This is a genomic window from Exiguobacterium sp. SH3S3 (assembly GCF_004337115.1).
Classification (GTDB): Bacteria; Bacillota; Bacilli; order Exiguobacteriales; family Exiguobacteriaceae; genus Exiguobacterium; species Exiguobacterium aurantiacum_A.
The window spans coordinates 81,185-95,549 of the sequence record NZ_SJUU01000004.1 but is presented as its reverse complement, the minus strand read 5'-3'; the positions used below and the strand labels follow the sequence as shown (position 1 = coordinate 95,549).

Here is a 14,365-nt window from a genome sequence, read left to right as displayed (position 1 = left end):
CGAACACATAGGAAGAGCCGACTTAGCGTCGGCTCTTTTTTTAGTTTGTTTCCGGTGTTGCGACTTGCCCGACAATTTCAACAACGAGTTCAATCAACTTATACAGTTCGACGAGCGGCATGCGTTCGTTCGTCGTATGGATTTCTTCATACCCGACCGCAAGGTTAACCGTCGGAATTCCTCCACCGGCGATCACGTTCGCATCCGAGCCCCCGCCCGAATGAAGGATACGAATCGGACGTCCAATTGCTGTCACGGCTGACTTCGCCACTTCGACGACCTCGTCGCCTTCTTCGAACTTGAAGCCCGGGTACATGATGTCAATCTCGACTTCAGCACGACCACCGTGCGTCTCAGCCGCTTCGATATACGCTTGTTTCATCGCTTCGGCTTGCGCTTCCATCTTATCGTGGATAAGCGAACGGGCCTCGGCGAGCACTTCGACGTAATCACAGACGATATTCGTCGCGCGGCCGCCTTCGAAGCGTCCGATGTTAGCCGTCGTCTCTTCATCGATCCGGCCGAGCTTCATTTTTGCGATCGCTTTCGCTGCGATTTGAATCGCCGAGACGCCTTTTTCTGGGGCGACGCCGGCGTGGGCCGTCTTCCCGTAAATTTTCGCGTTCACTTTTGCTTGGGTTGGAGCTGCCACGATAATATCGCCGACCGATCCGTCCGAGTCGAGTGCGAAACCGAATTTCGCATCGATTTTCGAGAGGTCGAGCACTTTCGCACCGACGAGACCCGATTCTTCACCGACCGTGATGACGAACTGGATCTGACCGTGTGGGATCGCCTCCTCTTTCAAGACCCGAACGAGTTCGATCATCGCCGTAAGCCCCGTCTTGTCATCGGCACCGAGAATCGTCGTCCCGTCCGTGACGATATAACCGTCTTTAATACTCGTTTTGATGCCTTTACCTGGTGTGACCGTATCCATGTGGGCCGTGAAGTAAATCGGGTCAACGCCCTGTTTAGTCGCAGCCAACGTGACGATAAGATTGTTTCCTGAATGTGCAGTTTTTGTCGATGCGTCGTCTTCGTAGACGTCACATCCGAGTTCTGTGAAGACCGACTTTAAATGCTCACAGATGACTGCTTCTTCTTTTGTCTCTGAATCGATGCTGACCAACTGTAAAAATGTGTCCAGCACACGTGTCTCGTTTACCATAAAAACATCCCTCCATCCAAACATTTCTTGGTCATTATAACAAACTCATGTCGTTTGCACGAACCTTTTCCATTCTGTACAATGAGGTCAAACACGTTTTGGAGGATCCTCATGAGAAAAAAACAACAGAAACGACAACGCATCATTCAAATCGGCGTCGTCGTCATCGTATCAATCTTCTTGCTTAGCACGTTTTTGTCGGGGATGGCCATGTTCCTGTAACAGGAGAATGTACCGTTCTTTCAAGATCAAGTAACTCTTCACATCTGACAAAATATTGAGCAGCGACGAGCGTACCTCAAATTCCTCACGCGATGTGGGGAGAGGTACGTTTTTTCGATAATGGTCGATGATGTCCTCGAGCTCGCGAAGAAACGCCGAGGCGTCAGCCTGCTCGTTGACGTTGTCGCCGACGCGGCGTAAAAACGCGGCGACGGGTTTCGCCTCATTGACGACCATCGTGATTTCCCGCGCATTATCAGCAATCCGCTTCAAAATATCGTACTGGCGCTCGCGCATCCGAAAGTATAGATAGTCCATGTCTTCGTTGCGCTTCCCGATCGAGTTTCCCATCCGGCGGAGCGCCAAGTCTTTCCCGTTCTTTAAATAGTCACGCGTCTTCAACAGCATCATCGAATGGTTATTGTACACACCGGTCTCGACACAGGCTGCGACGTCATAGAAGTGGACCGCGAGCGCCCGGTTGATACTCTCTTTAATGCGCTCGATGTCTTTATCGAGCGTCGGCATATACATGTTAACGACGAGCCCGACGCCAACCCCGATCGCGATCAACAGGAGTTCGTTCAAGAACAAGTCGAGCGAGAACCGTCCTTCGGTGTACAGATGGGTCAAGATGACGACACTCGTGATCATGCCGTCCTGCAGTTTGAGCTGTTGAACGAGCGGGATGAACATGACAAAATAAAGTGTGAGCGTCGCCGGCGAATAGCCAAGTAACGTGAACATCAACGCGCCCATCCCGATGGCGAGCAAGCTTGCCATGACACGTTCATATGAGGCCCGGAATGACTTCTTGCGCGTCTCTTGGATGCTGAGGATGGCGATGATGGCCGCGAAGACGTAGTAATCGAGATCGATCGTCTCAGCGATGAGCATCGCGATCCCCGCCGCGACCGCCGTCTTTAACGTACGTGTACCAATTTTCATATCATTCCCTCCTCTCATACAAAATTGTTTACTAGTTTTCTCTGTTTGGCAATCCTCAAGTTTGGAAGTGATCCTATTGAAGAAAAAACAACGACGCCGGCTCTTGCCCGCCCTGCTCAGCTTAGCACTTGCCATCTTCGGCTTTCTTTGGTTACAAGAGCGGGGCAACGGGACGTACACCGTCGAGACGTTCGCAGATGGTGACGTCTCGTCCCGTCACTTCGAGTCGCTCGCTGAAGCCCGCACCTATATGGAACGCGGCGGCAATCGCGCCTTGCTCGGCCCGTCCGGCGAAGTCATCGACTTTACCGGCACCGGCATCGCCGTCACGCCGACCGACCGGGTCACGAACCTGTATAAAGATGCCGCGTTCAAGGAGCGGCAGTCGTACGTCGCCGGCGGCACCCGGCTTAGGCTCGTCGGAAAGGGTTCTGACCATTTGCGAGTCACCATCTCCGGTGCCGACGTGTACGTACCGCTGGCCGACATGACGCTGTACCCGGACGCCGTCGTCGAGAAACGCGGCTATTACGAGATGCGGGACGGACAAGTGCTCCATACCGTCGAAGCGAACGGGAACTTGGCTGGGACGTTTTTGGTCGGACCGGCCCCGCAGGAAACGTCGGACCGGTTTTATACCGAAAACGTCCGGGACGTCTTCGATTCACCGTACCAATTCGCCTCGATTCAGTCCAAATCGCCGTACTCGGCCCGTGAACTCGATCAATTTCTTGCCACGCTCGGTGACAGTCCGCTCACCGGAAAAGGTGATGCCTTCAAGGACGCCGAAGCCGAGTTCGGTATTAACGCCCTGTTCTTACTCGCCGTCGCCGGTCACGAGTCGGGATACGGGACGTCCGCGATCGCCCGCGATAAAAATAATCTCTTCGGGTTCAAAGCGACGGATGACGACCCGAGCGGAAACGCCTCGACGTTCTCTTCAGTCGAGGCGAGTGTCGATGCTGCGGCCCGCTTGTTCGCCGAGAAGTATGTGACCGGATCCTACGACCGCGGCCCGTTCCCCGGCAACAAGCAGGAAGGTGTCAACGTCTTCTACGCCTCGGATCCGTATTGGGGCGAGAAAGTCGCCGGGACGATGTATCGCATCGACCGCGAGCTCGGATTAAACTATTTGAAACAGCTCCAGTGACGGCCAAACGGCCGTCGTTTTTTTTGCAGGAATCCCTAGAGTCAAACCCGAATACTAAAAATGAACGACCATTCATTCAAAGGGGGAGATTCATTTGAAAACGATTTGGATTACCGGCGGCTCGTCCGGCATGGGGAAAGCGATGGCGCTAAAATTTAAAACCGAAGGCTGGAACGTCGCCATCAGCGGCCGTAACGAGGAGCGCCTGCAAGAAACGATGGCTGAACTCGAGGCGATCGGTGCGGGACAAGCGTTACCCGTCCAACACGACGTCCGCGATTACGAGGCGTGCGCCCAAGCGCTCGATCAGATTGTCGAACGATTCGGTCCGGTGCATGCGCTCGTCAATAACGCCGCCGGCAATTTCGTCTGTCCGATGCTCGATTTGACACCGAACGGTTGGACGAGTGTCATCGACATCGTCTTGAACGGCACGTTCAACTGTACGCACGTCCTCGGAAAGCACTGGGAGCGCGAACAACTACGTGACGGCTCGATCATCAACATGGTCGCGTCGTACGCGTGGCAGGCGGGTGCTGGTGTCGCACCAAGCGCCGCCGCTAAAGCAGGCGTCCTGAACTTGACCCGGACGCTCGCCGTCGAATGGGGCTATCAGTTCGGGGCCCGCGTGAACGCGATCAGCCCGGGGCCGATCGAACGGACCGGCGGGGCCGACAAACTCGCCGTCCACGTCAAAGAAGTCGAACGCATCCGCCGCAACGTCCCGCTCGGCCGCTTCGGGACACCGGAAGAGATCGCCGACCTCGCTTTCTGGATGACGTCGGATGAGATGCGTTACTTGAACGGTGAATGCATCTCGCTCGACGGCGGGCATTGGCTCAATAAACATCCATTTTAACGCCAAACGGCCGAGGATCCCTCCTCGGCCGTTTTACATATCTTCGCCAACCCATTCCGCCTCGAACCGCTTCAAGAAAGACGTCATGAACGCGTGACGGTCGCGGGCGATCGCTTTCGCCCGGTCCGTATGCATCCCGTCCGCGAGCAAGAGCAGCTTGTCACTAAAATGCGCGATGGCGCTCGACGGGTCGTCCGGATCATAGAGCGGTGTGCCACGTGATCCGGCATACTGGAACGTCCTGGCGATGCCGATCGCACCGATCGCATCGAGCCGGTCCGCGTCTTGAATGATCGCACTCTCGAGCGTCGTCGGCAGTCTGCCTTGCGAGAACGACGTCTCCGCGATGACGGCGAGTACGTGGTCCGTCTGGCTTGTACTGAGGGCGATCGTCTCGAGATGATGCCGGACGAGCCCTTTGGCTCGACCGAGTTTCGCGTCCTCGACGTCATGAAGCAGCGCCGCGAGTGTGACGACGAGCGGGTCGACCGCCATCCCTTCAGCGAGATGTTCGGCGAGCCGACGCACCCGTTCGAGATGACTCATGTCATGCCCGGTATGATCCCCGGTATGAAGCTTCGTCACGAAACGTTCAGTAGCTTGAATCGCTTGACGCGTCATCAAATCTCGATCGTCGTGTTCGGTTCGATCAACAGACCGCGCTGATGTAACTGGTCACAGAAAGCACGTGCATCTTGTTTGATCGGTGGGAACGTATCGAAATGGATCGGGACGATCCGTTTCGCCTGCAGCCAATGGGCGGCATCGAGCGCGTCAACCGGCCCCATCGTGAAGTTGTCCCCGATCGGCAGGAAGGCGACGTCGATCTCGAACCGTTCACCGTACAGTTTCATGTCCGAGAACAATGCCGTATCACCCGCATGGTAAAGCGTCAGCGAGTTCGTCTCGATGATGAAGCCCCCCGGCATCCCCATATAGACCGGGACGTCGCCCATGTCAAGGCTCGAGCTGTGGAACGCCTGCGTCATCGTGACACGGCCGAACGGGAAGGAATACCCGCCCCCGATGTTCATGCCGTGGACCGAATAGCCTTTTTTCTCGTAATAGGTCGCGAGTTCATGTGTCGCGACGATCGTCGCGCCCGTTTCCTTTGCGATCAGTTCGACGTCCTCGATATGGTCGAAATGCGCATGCGTCAACAAGATGTAGTCGGCTTTCAATGTCGCCGGGTCGACGTCTGTATGCGGGTTACTCGTCAAAAACGGATCGATCAAGACGCTCATTTCGTCGATATCGAGCTGGACTGTCGCATGGCCATAGTAAGTGATCTTCATTCGAACCCTCCCTTTCTAGTGTCAGATGGAACGTGTCATCACAAGACTTTTTCTAAGAACCGTTTGGCCCGGTCCGTCTGCGGGTTGAGGAGCAGGTCGGCCGGTTTGCCTTCCTCCATCAAGATGCCTTCATCAAGGAACAGGACACGGTCAGCCACTTCACGGGCAAAGCCCATCTCGTGCGTGACGACGACCATCGTCATCCCTGAATCGGCGAGTCCTTTCATGACGTCGAGCACTTCATTGACCATCTCTGGGTCGAGCGCCGACGTCGGCTCGTCAAACAGCATGACGTTCGGCTCCATGGCAAGCGCCCGGGCGATCGCGACACGTTGTTTTTGTCCGCCTGACAACTGACTCGGATAAGCATCGATCTTCTCCGATAATCCGACACGCTCGAGCAACGTCTTCGCTCGTTCGATCGCTTCAGCCTTGCTGACTTTCAACACGTTGATCGGTGCGTACGTCAAGTTGTCGAGCACGTTCATATGCGGGAACAAGTTGAACTGTTGGAACACCATCCCGATATTTTGCCGTGCCTTCGAGACGTTGGCCCCTTTTTTCGTCAACTCGTATCCGGCGACGCTGACCGTTCCGCTTGTCGGCACTTCGAGCATGTTCAAGCAACGTAAGAACGTCGACTTACCGGAACCCGACGGACCGATGACGGCGACGACTTCTCCTTTTTCAATCGAAGTCGTAATCCCTTTCAACACTTCAAGGTCACCGAACTGTTTGTATAAATCCTTTACTTGTATCATCTGCCATCACTCTTTCTTAACCGTTTTTCAAGACGTTGACCAAAGTATGTCAACACCATTACTATCGTAAAGTATATCACACCGGCGAACAGGAGCGGTTCGAAGTAGATCGCCTTCTGTCCTCCGACGATTTGGGCCCGGCGCATAATATCGAGGACGCCGACCGTCGAGACGAGTGCCGACTCTTTCGTGAGCGTGATCATCTCGTTGACGAGTGCAGGCAAGATGTTTTTGAACGCCTGCGGCAAGATGATCGAGCGCAGCTGTTTGACGTAAGGGACACCGAGTGCGTCAGACGCTTCCCACTGGCCTTTGTCGACCGCTTGAATCCCGGCCCGAATGATCTCCGAGATGTACGCCGCCGAGTTGAGCGAGAAGGCGATGACGGCCGATTGATAAGGTGTCGTGATAAAGCCCGTCAACTGCGGCAAGCCGAAGTGGATGATGGCGAGTTGCAAGATGAGCGGTGTTCCCCGGAACACGGCCGTGTAGGCGTGTCCGATGAAGTTGACGAGACGGTTCGGCACGATCTTGAACGTGGCCACGACGACACCGAACGTGATCCCGAACAGCGCCGAGACGAGCACGACTTGGAACATGACCGGGATCCCTTCAAGAATGTACGGCATAGAATCATAAATCCGACTAAAATCCATTATAAGTTCCTCCTAAAAAAGGCTGACTGATGTTTTCAGTCAGCCTTGATCCATAATTATTCAGCTGGTGCTGCTTCTTCTTCGAACCATTTTTGAGCTAACTTCTCGATTTCTCCTGATTCGATCAATTTGTTCAACTCTTCGTTGAACTGATCGCGGAGCTCATCGTCTTTACGGAAAGCCGCGGCCGAGCCGGCTTCTTCTTCGTCAACGATTTCAAACGTCGATAGCTCGCTGTCTTGGTCGAGGTACTTCTTCGCGACCGTGTCTTCGATGACCATTGCGTCGATGCGGCCTGTCTTGATTTCTTGAATGATCTCAGGGATCTTGTTCAAGGCGACGATTTCCGCACCAGGGATCTGGTCTTTGGCAATCCCTTCTTGGATCGAACCGAGCTGGACGCCGACTTGTTTCCCGTCTAGGTCTTCAAGCGTTTGAATCGCGTCGCCTTTTGATAGAATCAAGTTTTTCGCCGTAAAGTAAATATCTGTGAAATCAGCGTTCTCTTTCCGCTCTTCAGTCGGCGTCATGCCCGCCATGACGAAATCGACACGTCCAGCGTTCAATGCCCCGAGCAAGCTACCGAAGTCCATATCTTCTATTTTCAATTCATAGCCCATGTTGTCGGCCACTTGTTTGGCGATGTCGATATCGAATCCGACGATCTCGTCACCGCTCGCCGTATCGACGAACTCATAAGGGAAGTAATCCGCGCTCGTCCCCATGACGAGGACTTTGTCGTCTTCCTCATTCGTCGACGATGACCCGCCTTCATTGACGTCGGCGCCACAGGCGACCGAAAATGCAGCCAGTGCTGCGATACATAATGCTAGAAAACTTTTTTTCATGTTCATTTTCCCCTTTTCAATAAGATGGAATTGTCAGAACTTTAACAAAATTATGACATATTTGTTTTTCTGTCTCAATAGTTCTTCCGCTCTTCATATGTCTGACTTGTTCTTCAACCACTATATACACATAATTATTAATTGTAAAGTATATTCATGCATAAAATCCAAAAAAAATACGGTCACATCCGCTCGTAAGCGAAATACGTGACCGTACCGTTATCTGTCGACCCATAAGGTTGAACCCGTTTTACCGACGTGATCGGGATGGCGCTATATACGTGAGGATAGCGATCTCCGTCCTCATCTAGCTCGTAGTGGAGCAAGCTGCCGAGGCGGCTAATATGGAATGAGACGAGCACGACCCGCTCCCCGTGATAGTGGCGCCTCGCGACTTTACTGATCTGTTGCGGGGTGCAGCAACGAACGTATCCTTCGGTTTGGAGCGATTCTTCGTTGATCTCACCTCGCGACAAGGCGATCGCATATTCCGCCTCACTCATGATTTTAACGACTGGTTCCATTCGATCGATCCCTTCTTAAGGAAAAGCGCAAAGGCAAAGCCTTTGCGCCCACACATTGATTACGCGTAATAAATATCGAACAACGTCTGTAACTGTTCGACGAGCTCTTCAGCCGTCGACGACTCGATCGTGCTCCGTTCGACCATCGTGACGATGTTTCCATCTTCGAGTAGCGCGATCGATGGTGACGACGGGGCGTACCCTTCGAAATACTCACGAGCCCGGTCCGTCGCTTCCCGGTCTTGCCCGGCGAAGACAGTGACGAACTGATCCGGTTTCGTGCCTTCCATCTTGTTCACATAGGCCGCGGCCGGACGAGCGATCCCACCGGCGCAACCACATACCGAGTTGACGAGTACGAGCGTCTTGCCTTCTTTTTTCAGTGCCGCATCGACTTCTTCCGGTGTCGTCAGTTCGGTGTATCCTGCTGCCCGTACTTCATTGCGTGCCTGTTCGACTACATCTTGAAAGTATAATTGAAAATCCATATTGTTTCCCCTTTCGACTTTCGTCTTATCTTCTTTATTTTACGTCTTGTGGATCGGTTAGGACAAGTCTATCGCTCAACTGACCTTCAAGGAACGGGTCCGCGCCGAGTAACGACTTGAACGCTTTGTAGCGGACGCGCTGCTCTTCGGTCGCTTCACGGTTCGTTAAATAGGCGCGGATCAAAATGTTTTTTGGTGTATGTTCCATATCGATAAATTCAAGCAACTGCGCTTCATAGCCGACGAGACCGAGCAGTTCGGCCCGGATCGAATCGGTGGCGAGCGCCGCGAACCGTTCCTTGACGAGGCCGTGTTGAAGCATGACGTCGAGGCTCGGCGCCTCGAGTTGCCGGTTCAGTTCTTTCTGGCAACACGGCACGCTCAAGATGACTTTCGCCCCCCAGCGGACCGCTCGCGCGAGCGCCATGTCGGTCGCGACGTCGCAGGCATGGAGCGTGACGACCATATCGACCGCCGACTCGCCTTCAAATTCATTAATGTCCCCAACGAGAAACTCGAGCCGTTCATAGCCGAGGTCGCGGGCAATTCCGGCGCACTCCTCGATAACTTCCTTCTTCAAATCGAGCCCGGTGATGTGTACGTCATACCCTTTCATCTCATGCAAGAAATGGTACAAGGCGAACGTCAGATACGATTTGCCCGACCCGAAATCGAGAATCCGGACAGTCCGGTCGGTCGGGAGGTATTTGATCGAATCCTCGATGAACTCGAGGAACCGGTTGATTTGTTTAAACTTATCGTACTTCTGACGCTTCACTTTCCCATCTGCCGACTGGACGCCGAGGCGAATCAGGAACGGGACCGGCTCATCGACCGGCAGCACGTACTGCTTTTCGCGGTTGTGCGTCAGTTTCACTTGCTTCACGTCCGTTGGCCGCTCTTTATACGTCACTTTAAACTTTTTCGAGAGTTGAAAATGGAGCTCGGTCGCTTTCAGCTGAAACTGTCCTTGCCGAAAGTTTTCGAGCAGCTGTCCAAGCTCTGCGATCGCTTCTTCCGTACGTAAGTTTTTATGTTTCATGACGCGCTCAAATTGGTATTCAAACTGTATGTGGTACTCATCTTTCAACAATACCGGCTTCAGTTTCACCCGGCGTAAATCGCTCGATTTTTGACGTGGTTGACTGATTGTCGCCGTCACGAGCTCCCCATCTTCGATCAGACCGTTGAGCCGTTCCATCAAATCTGTATATTCCACTTGATTCATCCTTTTTTTAAGTAGTTTCGAAACTTTTTAAACGTGCATCCGTACATACTATTACACGAACACGTGCAAACGTCAAAGGAGGATCATTATATGTTTAAAAAGTTACTTTCATCGATTGGAATCGGGGCCGCGACCGTCGATACGCGCCTTGCGGAGAACAGTTGTGTTCCCGGCGGTACGCTCGACGGGGTCGTCCACATCAAAGGCGGCAACGTCGAACAATCGGTCGACCGTATCTACATTTTCTTCAATACGCTCTACAAGCACGAGGTCAACGACAAGACGACGTATTCGACGTTCACAATCGAAAAAATCTTGTTGAACGAGGCGCCGTTCATGATCGGACCGGACGAAGTGAAAGAGATCCCGTTCACGATCGAGGTGCCGTTCAACACACCGATCTCCGTCAGCCAGTCGAAGACATGGATCGAGACCGGCCTCGATATCGCCCAAGCGGTCGACCCGAAAGACGAGGATTCGATTCTCGTCAAACCGAATCGGCAGCAGCAAGTCATCCTCGACGTGCTCGACGATATCGGTTTCCGGCTAAAAAAAGCCGACACCGAGATGCTGCCGGCCAGACATCGCTCGGGACGACTCCCGATCGCTCAAGAGCTCGAGTATTCGCCGAACGGCACAAGTTTCGGACGTCGGCTCGACGAACTCGAGGTCATCTTGCTCCAAGACGAGACGAGCCTCGACTTGTTGATCCAAGTCGACAAGAGCGTCCATAGTTTAGGCAGTCTATTCGCCGACTTAACCGGGACCGATGAGTCGACACATCGGCTCAGTTACTCACAGGCCGACTTATCTTCGCCCGAACGCATTCGCCGCGACATCGAGTCATTGATTGAACGGTCAATTTAACGAAAGGAGCCACGGACATGCGTCCGTGGCTCCTTTTTGGCTCAATAAAGTGTGTACGTGTTCGGGTCGATTGATTCGAGCGACTGTTTGATCGCCTGTAAAAACTGTCCGGCGACGAGACCGTCGAGGACGCGGTGATCGACCGACATGCACAAGTTGACCATGTCGCGTGCCGCGAACATACCGTTCACCCAGACGGGACGTTTCACGATCGATTCGACCGAGAGAATCGCCGCTTGCGGGTAGTTCAAGATCGGGGCCGATTGGATTGATCCGAAAGCGCCCGTATTGTTGATCGTGAACGTGCCGCCGCGCATCTCGTCGGCTTTCAAACGGTTCGCGCGGGCACGGCCGGCGACGTCTTGAAGCGCGACGGCGAGCCCTTTGATGTTCTTCTCGTCCGCATGCTTGATGACCGGGACGTAGAGCGCATCGTTCGCCGCGACGGCGACCGATAGATGGATATCTTTATGGACTTTGATATGGTCCCCGGCCCACTCCGAATTCATCATCGGATGTTTCTTCAGACCCTCGACCGCCGCCTTCATGAAGAACGGCATGAACGTCAACTTGACGCCTTCCCGTTCGAAGAACTCATCTTTCAATTTGGCGCGCGCCTCGACGAGGTTCGTCACGTCGACTTCGATCATGAGCCATGCGTGTGGTGCCTCGTGCTTCGAGCGGACCATGTTGCTCGCGATCGCTTGACGGACACCCGCCGTCGGGATCATCTCGATGCGGTCTGACGACTCATTCGGTGTCGATGCGGTCATTGGCGCGACGGACGGTTTCGTGACGGTTTCTGGCACATCGAGCTTCACTTGCGTCATCGTCTCTTGGACCGGTACTTGCGTCGCCGGTTCCGGTTGACGCGGACGACCTTCCGATAAGTAACGAAGGACGTCTTTCCGCGTGATCCGGCCACCGAGTCCTGAGCCGTCGAGTTGATCCAAATCGATATCATTCTCACTCGCGAGACGGATGACGGCCGGTGAGAAACGCCCGTTCGCGCTTCTATTACGCGGCGGCGCGGAAACAGGAACGGTCGCGACGACCGCAGCCTGTTCCGGCTGCTTCGTGTCTTCAGTTGTCACTTCGGCGGGCTCATCGGTAGCGCTTGCGACTTCCATCGTCAAGACTGGTGTTCCGACGCTAACGGTATCGCCTTCACCAATCAACAGCTCTTTAATGATCCCAGCACTCGTCGCCGGGATCTCGGCCGTCACTTTATCGGTCATGACTTCAGCGAGTGGTTCATACTCTTCGACCCGGTCGCCCGGCTTGACGAGGAATGTCGTGATCGTCCCTTCGGTCACACTTTCCCCGAGTTGTGGCATTTTGATTGTCTGTTCCATGAGACCCCTCCTTAAAACGCAGCGAGCTGACGGGCCCGCTCCGCAATTTTTTCAGGGGATACGATGAAATACTTCTCCATCGGTGGCGCGTATGGCATCGCCGGCACGTCCGGCCCTGCCAAGCGCTCGATCGGCGCATCGAGTTCAAACAGCGCTTTCTCGGCGATGATGGCTGCAACTTCCCCGATGATGCTACCTTCTTTGTTGTCTTCGGTCACGAGCAGGACTTTACCCGTCTTCTTGACGGCTTCGACGATCGCGTCTTGATCGAGCGGATAGACCGTGCGTAAATCCAAAATATGCGTGCTGATCCCTTCCGCCTCGAGCGTCTTCGCGGCTTCTTGGGCCATATGGACACAGAGGCCGTACGTGATGATCGTCACGTCGTCGCCTTCGCGTTTGACGGCGGCCTTGCCGATTTCGACCGTATAGTCGTCAGTCGGTAAGTCCGCCTTTAACAAGCGGTACGCCCGTTTATGCTCAAAGAAGAGGACAGGATCGTTCGAACGGATCGCCGCCTTGAGCAGTCCTTTGGCGTCGACCGGGTCGGACGGGATAACGACTTTCAAACCAGGCGTCGAGTTGAACATGCCCTCGACCGACTGTGAATGATAGAGCGCGCCATGGATCCCGCCCCCGAACGGCGCCCGGATGACCATCGGGCACGTCCAGTCATTGTTCGAGCGATAACGGATTTTCGCCGCCTCGGACACGATTTGGTTGACGGCCGGCATGATGAAGTCGGCGAACTGCATCTCGGCGATCGGCCGCATCCCATACATGGCCGCACCGATCCCAACGCCTGCGATCGCACTTTCAGCGAGCGGAGCATCGATGACACGGTCCTCACCATACTTTTCAATCAAGCCTTGCGTCGCCCGGAAGACACCACCGCGGACGCCGACGTCCTCACCGAGCACGAACACGTTCTCATCGCGTTCCATCTCTTCATGGATTGCTTCGTTGATCGCTTCAATAAACGTTTTCATCAGTTATCCCCCTCGTACACGTGGTCCATCGTCGATTCCGGTGACGCGTAAGGCGCCTTGTCGGCGTACGTCGTCGCTTCGTTCACTTCGACGTCGACTTTCGTCTCGATGTCTGTGAGTTCGGCCTCGGTTGCGACGCCATCTTCGAGCAATCGCTTCCGGAACAACTGGATCCCGTCGCGGTTTTTCAGTTCGGCGAGTTCTTCTGACGAGCGGTACGCCTTGTCATCATCATCCGACGAGTGCGGCACGAGCCGTTCGACTTCCGCCTCGATCAACGTCGGCCCTTCTCCGCGGAGTGCGCGGGCGCGGGCCTCTTTCACGGCGACGTAGACGGCGATCGGGTCTATCCCGTCAACCGTCACTCCTGGCATCCCGTATCCTTTCGCCCGGTCCGAGACGCGCTCGCAGGCGAGTTGCTTCGACAGCGGTACCGAGATCGCGTACTTGTTGTTCTCACAGAACAAAATGACCGGAAGCTTATGCACGCCGGCAAAGTTTGCCCCTTCGTGGAAGTCCCCTTGGTTCGACGAGCCTTCACCGAACGATACGAACGTGACGAGCTCTTCTTTTTTCAGTTTGGCCGCGAGTGCGACACCGACCGCATGCGGTACTTGCGTCGTCACCGGAGACGACCCCGTCACGATGCGAAGTTGTTTCGAGCCGAAGTGACCTGGCATTTGCCGGCCGCCCGAGTTCGGGTCTTCCGCTTTGGCGAACGCCGACAACATCAAGTCACGCGCCGTCTGACCGAAATGCAAGACGACGGCGACGTCCCGGTAGTATGGGAGAATGTAGTCGGTCCCTTTCTCGAGGGCGAACGCCGCCCCGACTTGGGCCGCTTCTTGTCCTTGACACGAGACGACGAACGGGATTTTCCCGGCTCGGTTCAATTTCCACATCCGTTCATCGATTTTACGGGCCCGGACCATCGTCTCAAACATCGCGGTGAGGTCTTGTTTCGACAAACCGAGCTCTTCATATGAATTCACAGTCATTTGTTC

The 14,365-nt window shown here is 54.5% G+C and carries 16 protein-coding genes; 3 read left to right on the top strand and 13 right to left on the bottom strand.

Annotated elements, in window-relative coordinates; all coding sequences use genetic code 11:
* Positions 1 to 40: 40 nt before the first annotated feature.
* Complete coding sequence (locus tag EVJ28_RS05340) at positions 41 to 1,171, bottom strand: M20/M25/M40 family metallo-hydrolase (protein WP_131467870.1); 1,131 nt, start codon at positions 1,169 to 1,171, stop codon at positions 41 to 43.
* 171 nt (positions 1,172 to 1,342) lie between these two features.
* The gene (locus EVJ28_RS05335; RefSeq protein ID WP_131467868.1) at positions 1,343 to 2,341 is read right to left on the bottom strand and encodes an aromatic acid exporter family protein; all 999 of its coding nucleotides are present in this window, start codon (positions 2,339 to 2,341) and stop codon (positions 1,343 to 1,345) included.
* 67 nt (positions 2,342 to 2,408) lie between these two features.
* On the opposite strand from EVJ28_RS05335, the gene EVJ28_RS05330 reads away from it, so the two are divergent.
* On the top strand, positions 2,409 to 3,491 hold the full coding sequence (locus tag EVJ28_RS05330; protein WP_236634062.1) for an N-acetylglucosaminidase: 1,083 nt from the start codon (positions 2,409 to 2,411) through the stop codon (positions 3,489 to 3,491).
* 88 nt (positions 3,492 to 3,579) lie between these two features.
* Entirely contained in the window at positions 3,580 to 4,350 is a 771-nt protein-coding gene (gene fadH, locus EVJ28_RS05325; protein WP_201738404.1) for a 2,4-dienoyl-CoA reductase, read from the top strand.
* Positions 4,351 to 4,383: 33 nt separating this feature from the next.
* Here fadH and EVJ28_RS05320 read toward each other — a convergent pair whose 3' ends face one another.
* The 8 genes from EVJ28_RS05320 to EVJ28_RS05285 form a co-directional block, all read right to left on the bottom strand.
* Positions 4,384 to 4,971: an HD domain-containing protein gene (locus EVJ28_RS05320; protein ID WP_131488262.1), complete on the bottom strand. Its 588-nt coding sequence runs from the start codon at positions 4,969 to 4,971 to the stop codon at positions 4,384 to 4,386.
* On the bottom strand, positions 4,971 to 5,645 hold the full coding sequence (locus EVJ28_RS05315) for a metal-dependent hydrolase (RefSeq protein WP_071397698.1): 675 nt from the start codon (positions 5,643 to 5,645) through the stop codon (positions 4,971 to 4,973). The genes EVJ28_RS05320 and EVJ28_RS05315 overlap by 1 nt, the downstream gene beginning before the upstream one ends.
* Before the next feature lie 38 nt (positions 5,646 to 5,683).
* A complete protein-coding gene (locus EVJ28_RS05310; RefSeq protein WP_070327076.1) occupies positions 5,684 to 6,406 on the bottom strand; it encodes an amino acid ABC transporter ATP-binding protein in 723 nt (240 codons plus the stop codon).
* Positions 6,403 to 7,062, bottom strand: coding sequence for an amino acid ABC transporter permease (locus EVJ28_RS05305; protein WP_201738347.1), 660 nt, complete (start codon positions 7,060 to 7,062; stop codon positions 6,403 to 6,405). The genes EVJ28_RS05310 and EVJ28_RS05305 overlap by 4 nt, the downstream gene beginning before the upstream one ends.
* Before the next feature lie 56 nt (positions 7,063 to 7,118).
* Positions 7,119 to 7,910, bottom strand: a complete 792-nt coding sequence (locus tag EVJ28_RS05300; protein ID WP_131458483.1) for a transporter substrate-binding domain-containing protein — start codon at positions 7,908 to 7,910, stop codon at positions 7,119 to 7,121.
* Between the two features lie 182 nt (positions 7,911 to 8,092).
* Positions 8,093 to 8,434 carry a DUF952 domain-containing protein gene (locus EVJ28_RS05295; RefSeq protein ID WP_131458485.1) on the bottom strand — a complete coding sequence of 114 codons (342 nt, stop codon included), beginning with the start codon at positions 8,432 to 8,434 and terminating at the stop codon, positions 8,093 to 8,095.
* A 59-nt stretch (positions 8,435 to 8,493) separates the two neighbouring features.
* Positions 8,494 to 8,922 (bottom strand): BrxA/BrxB family bacilliredoxin, encoded by a 429-nt coding sequence (locus EVJ28_RS05290; RefSeq protein WP_070327072.1) that lies wholly within the window; start codon positions 8,920 to 8,922, stop codon positions 8,494 to 8,496.
* 34 nt (positions 8,923 to 8,956) lie between these two features.
* Positions 8,957 to 10,141, bottom strand: coding sequence for a class I SAM-dependent methyltransferase (locus EVJ28_RS05285; protein WP_070327071.1), 1,185 nt, complete (start codon positions 10,139 to 10,141; stop codon positions 8,957 to 8,959).
* A gap of 99 nt (positions 10,142 to 10,240) precedes the next feature.
* On the opposite strand from EVJ28_RS05285, the gene EVJ28_RS05280 reads away from it, so the two are divergent.
* Complete coding sequence (locus EVJ28_RS05280) at positions 10,241 to 11,017, top strand: sporulation protein (RefSeq protein WP_131488212.1); 777 nt, start codon at positions 10,241 to 10,243, stop codon at positions 11,015 to 11,017.
* Positions 11,018 to 11,058: 41 nt separating this feature from the next.
* On the opposite strand, the gene EVJ28_RS05275 is transcribed toward EVJ28_RS05280, so the two are convergent.
* Genes EVJ28_RS05275 through EVJ28_RS05265 form a run of 3 tightly spaced genes read right to left on the bottom strand, consistent with a single transcriptional unit; the run spans position 11,059 to position 14,359 of the window.
* Positions 11,059 to 12,372, bottom strand: a complete 1,314-nt coding sequence (locus EVJ28_RS05275) for a dihydrolipoamide acetyltransferase family protein (RefSeq protein WP_131458853.1) — start codon at positions 12,370 to 12,372, stop codon at positions 11,059 to 11,061.
* 11 nt (positions 12,373 to 12,383) lie between these two features.
* Positions 12,384 to 13,361: an alpha-ketoacid dehydrogenase subunit beta gene (locus EVJ28_RS05270; protein ID WP_070327068.1), complete on the bottom strand. Its 978-nt coding sequence runs from the start codon at positions 13,359 to 13,361 to the stop codon at positions 12,384 to 12,386.
* Positions 13,361 to 14,359 carry a thiamine pyrophosphate-dependent dehydrogenase E1 component subunit alpha gene (locus EVJ28_RS05265; RefSeq protein WP_070327907.1) on the bottom strand — a complete coding sequence of 333 codons (999 nt, stop codon included), beginning with the start codon at positions 14,357 to 14,359 and terminating at the stop codon, positions 13,361 to 13,363. The genes EVJ28_RS05270 and EVJ28_RS05265 overlap by 1 nt, the downstream gene beginning before the upstream one ends.
* Positions 14,360 to 14,365 lie beyond the last annotated feature (6 nt).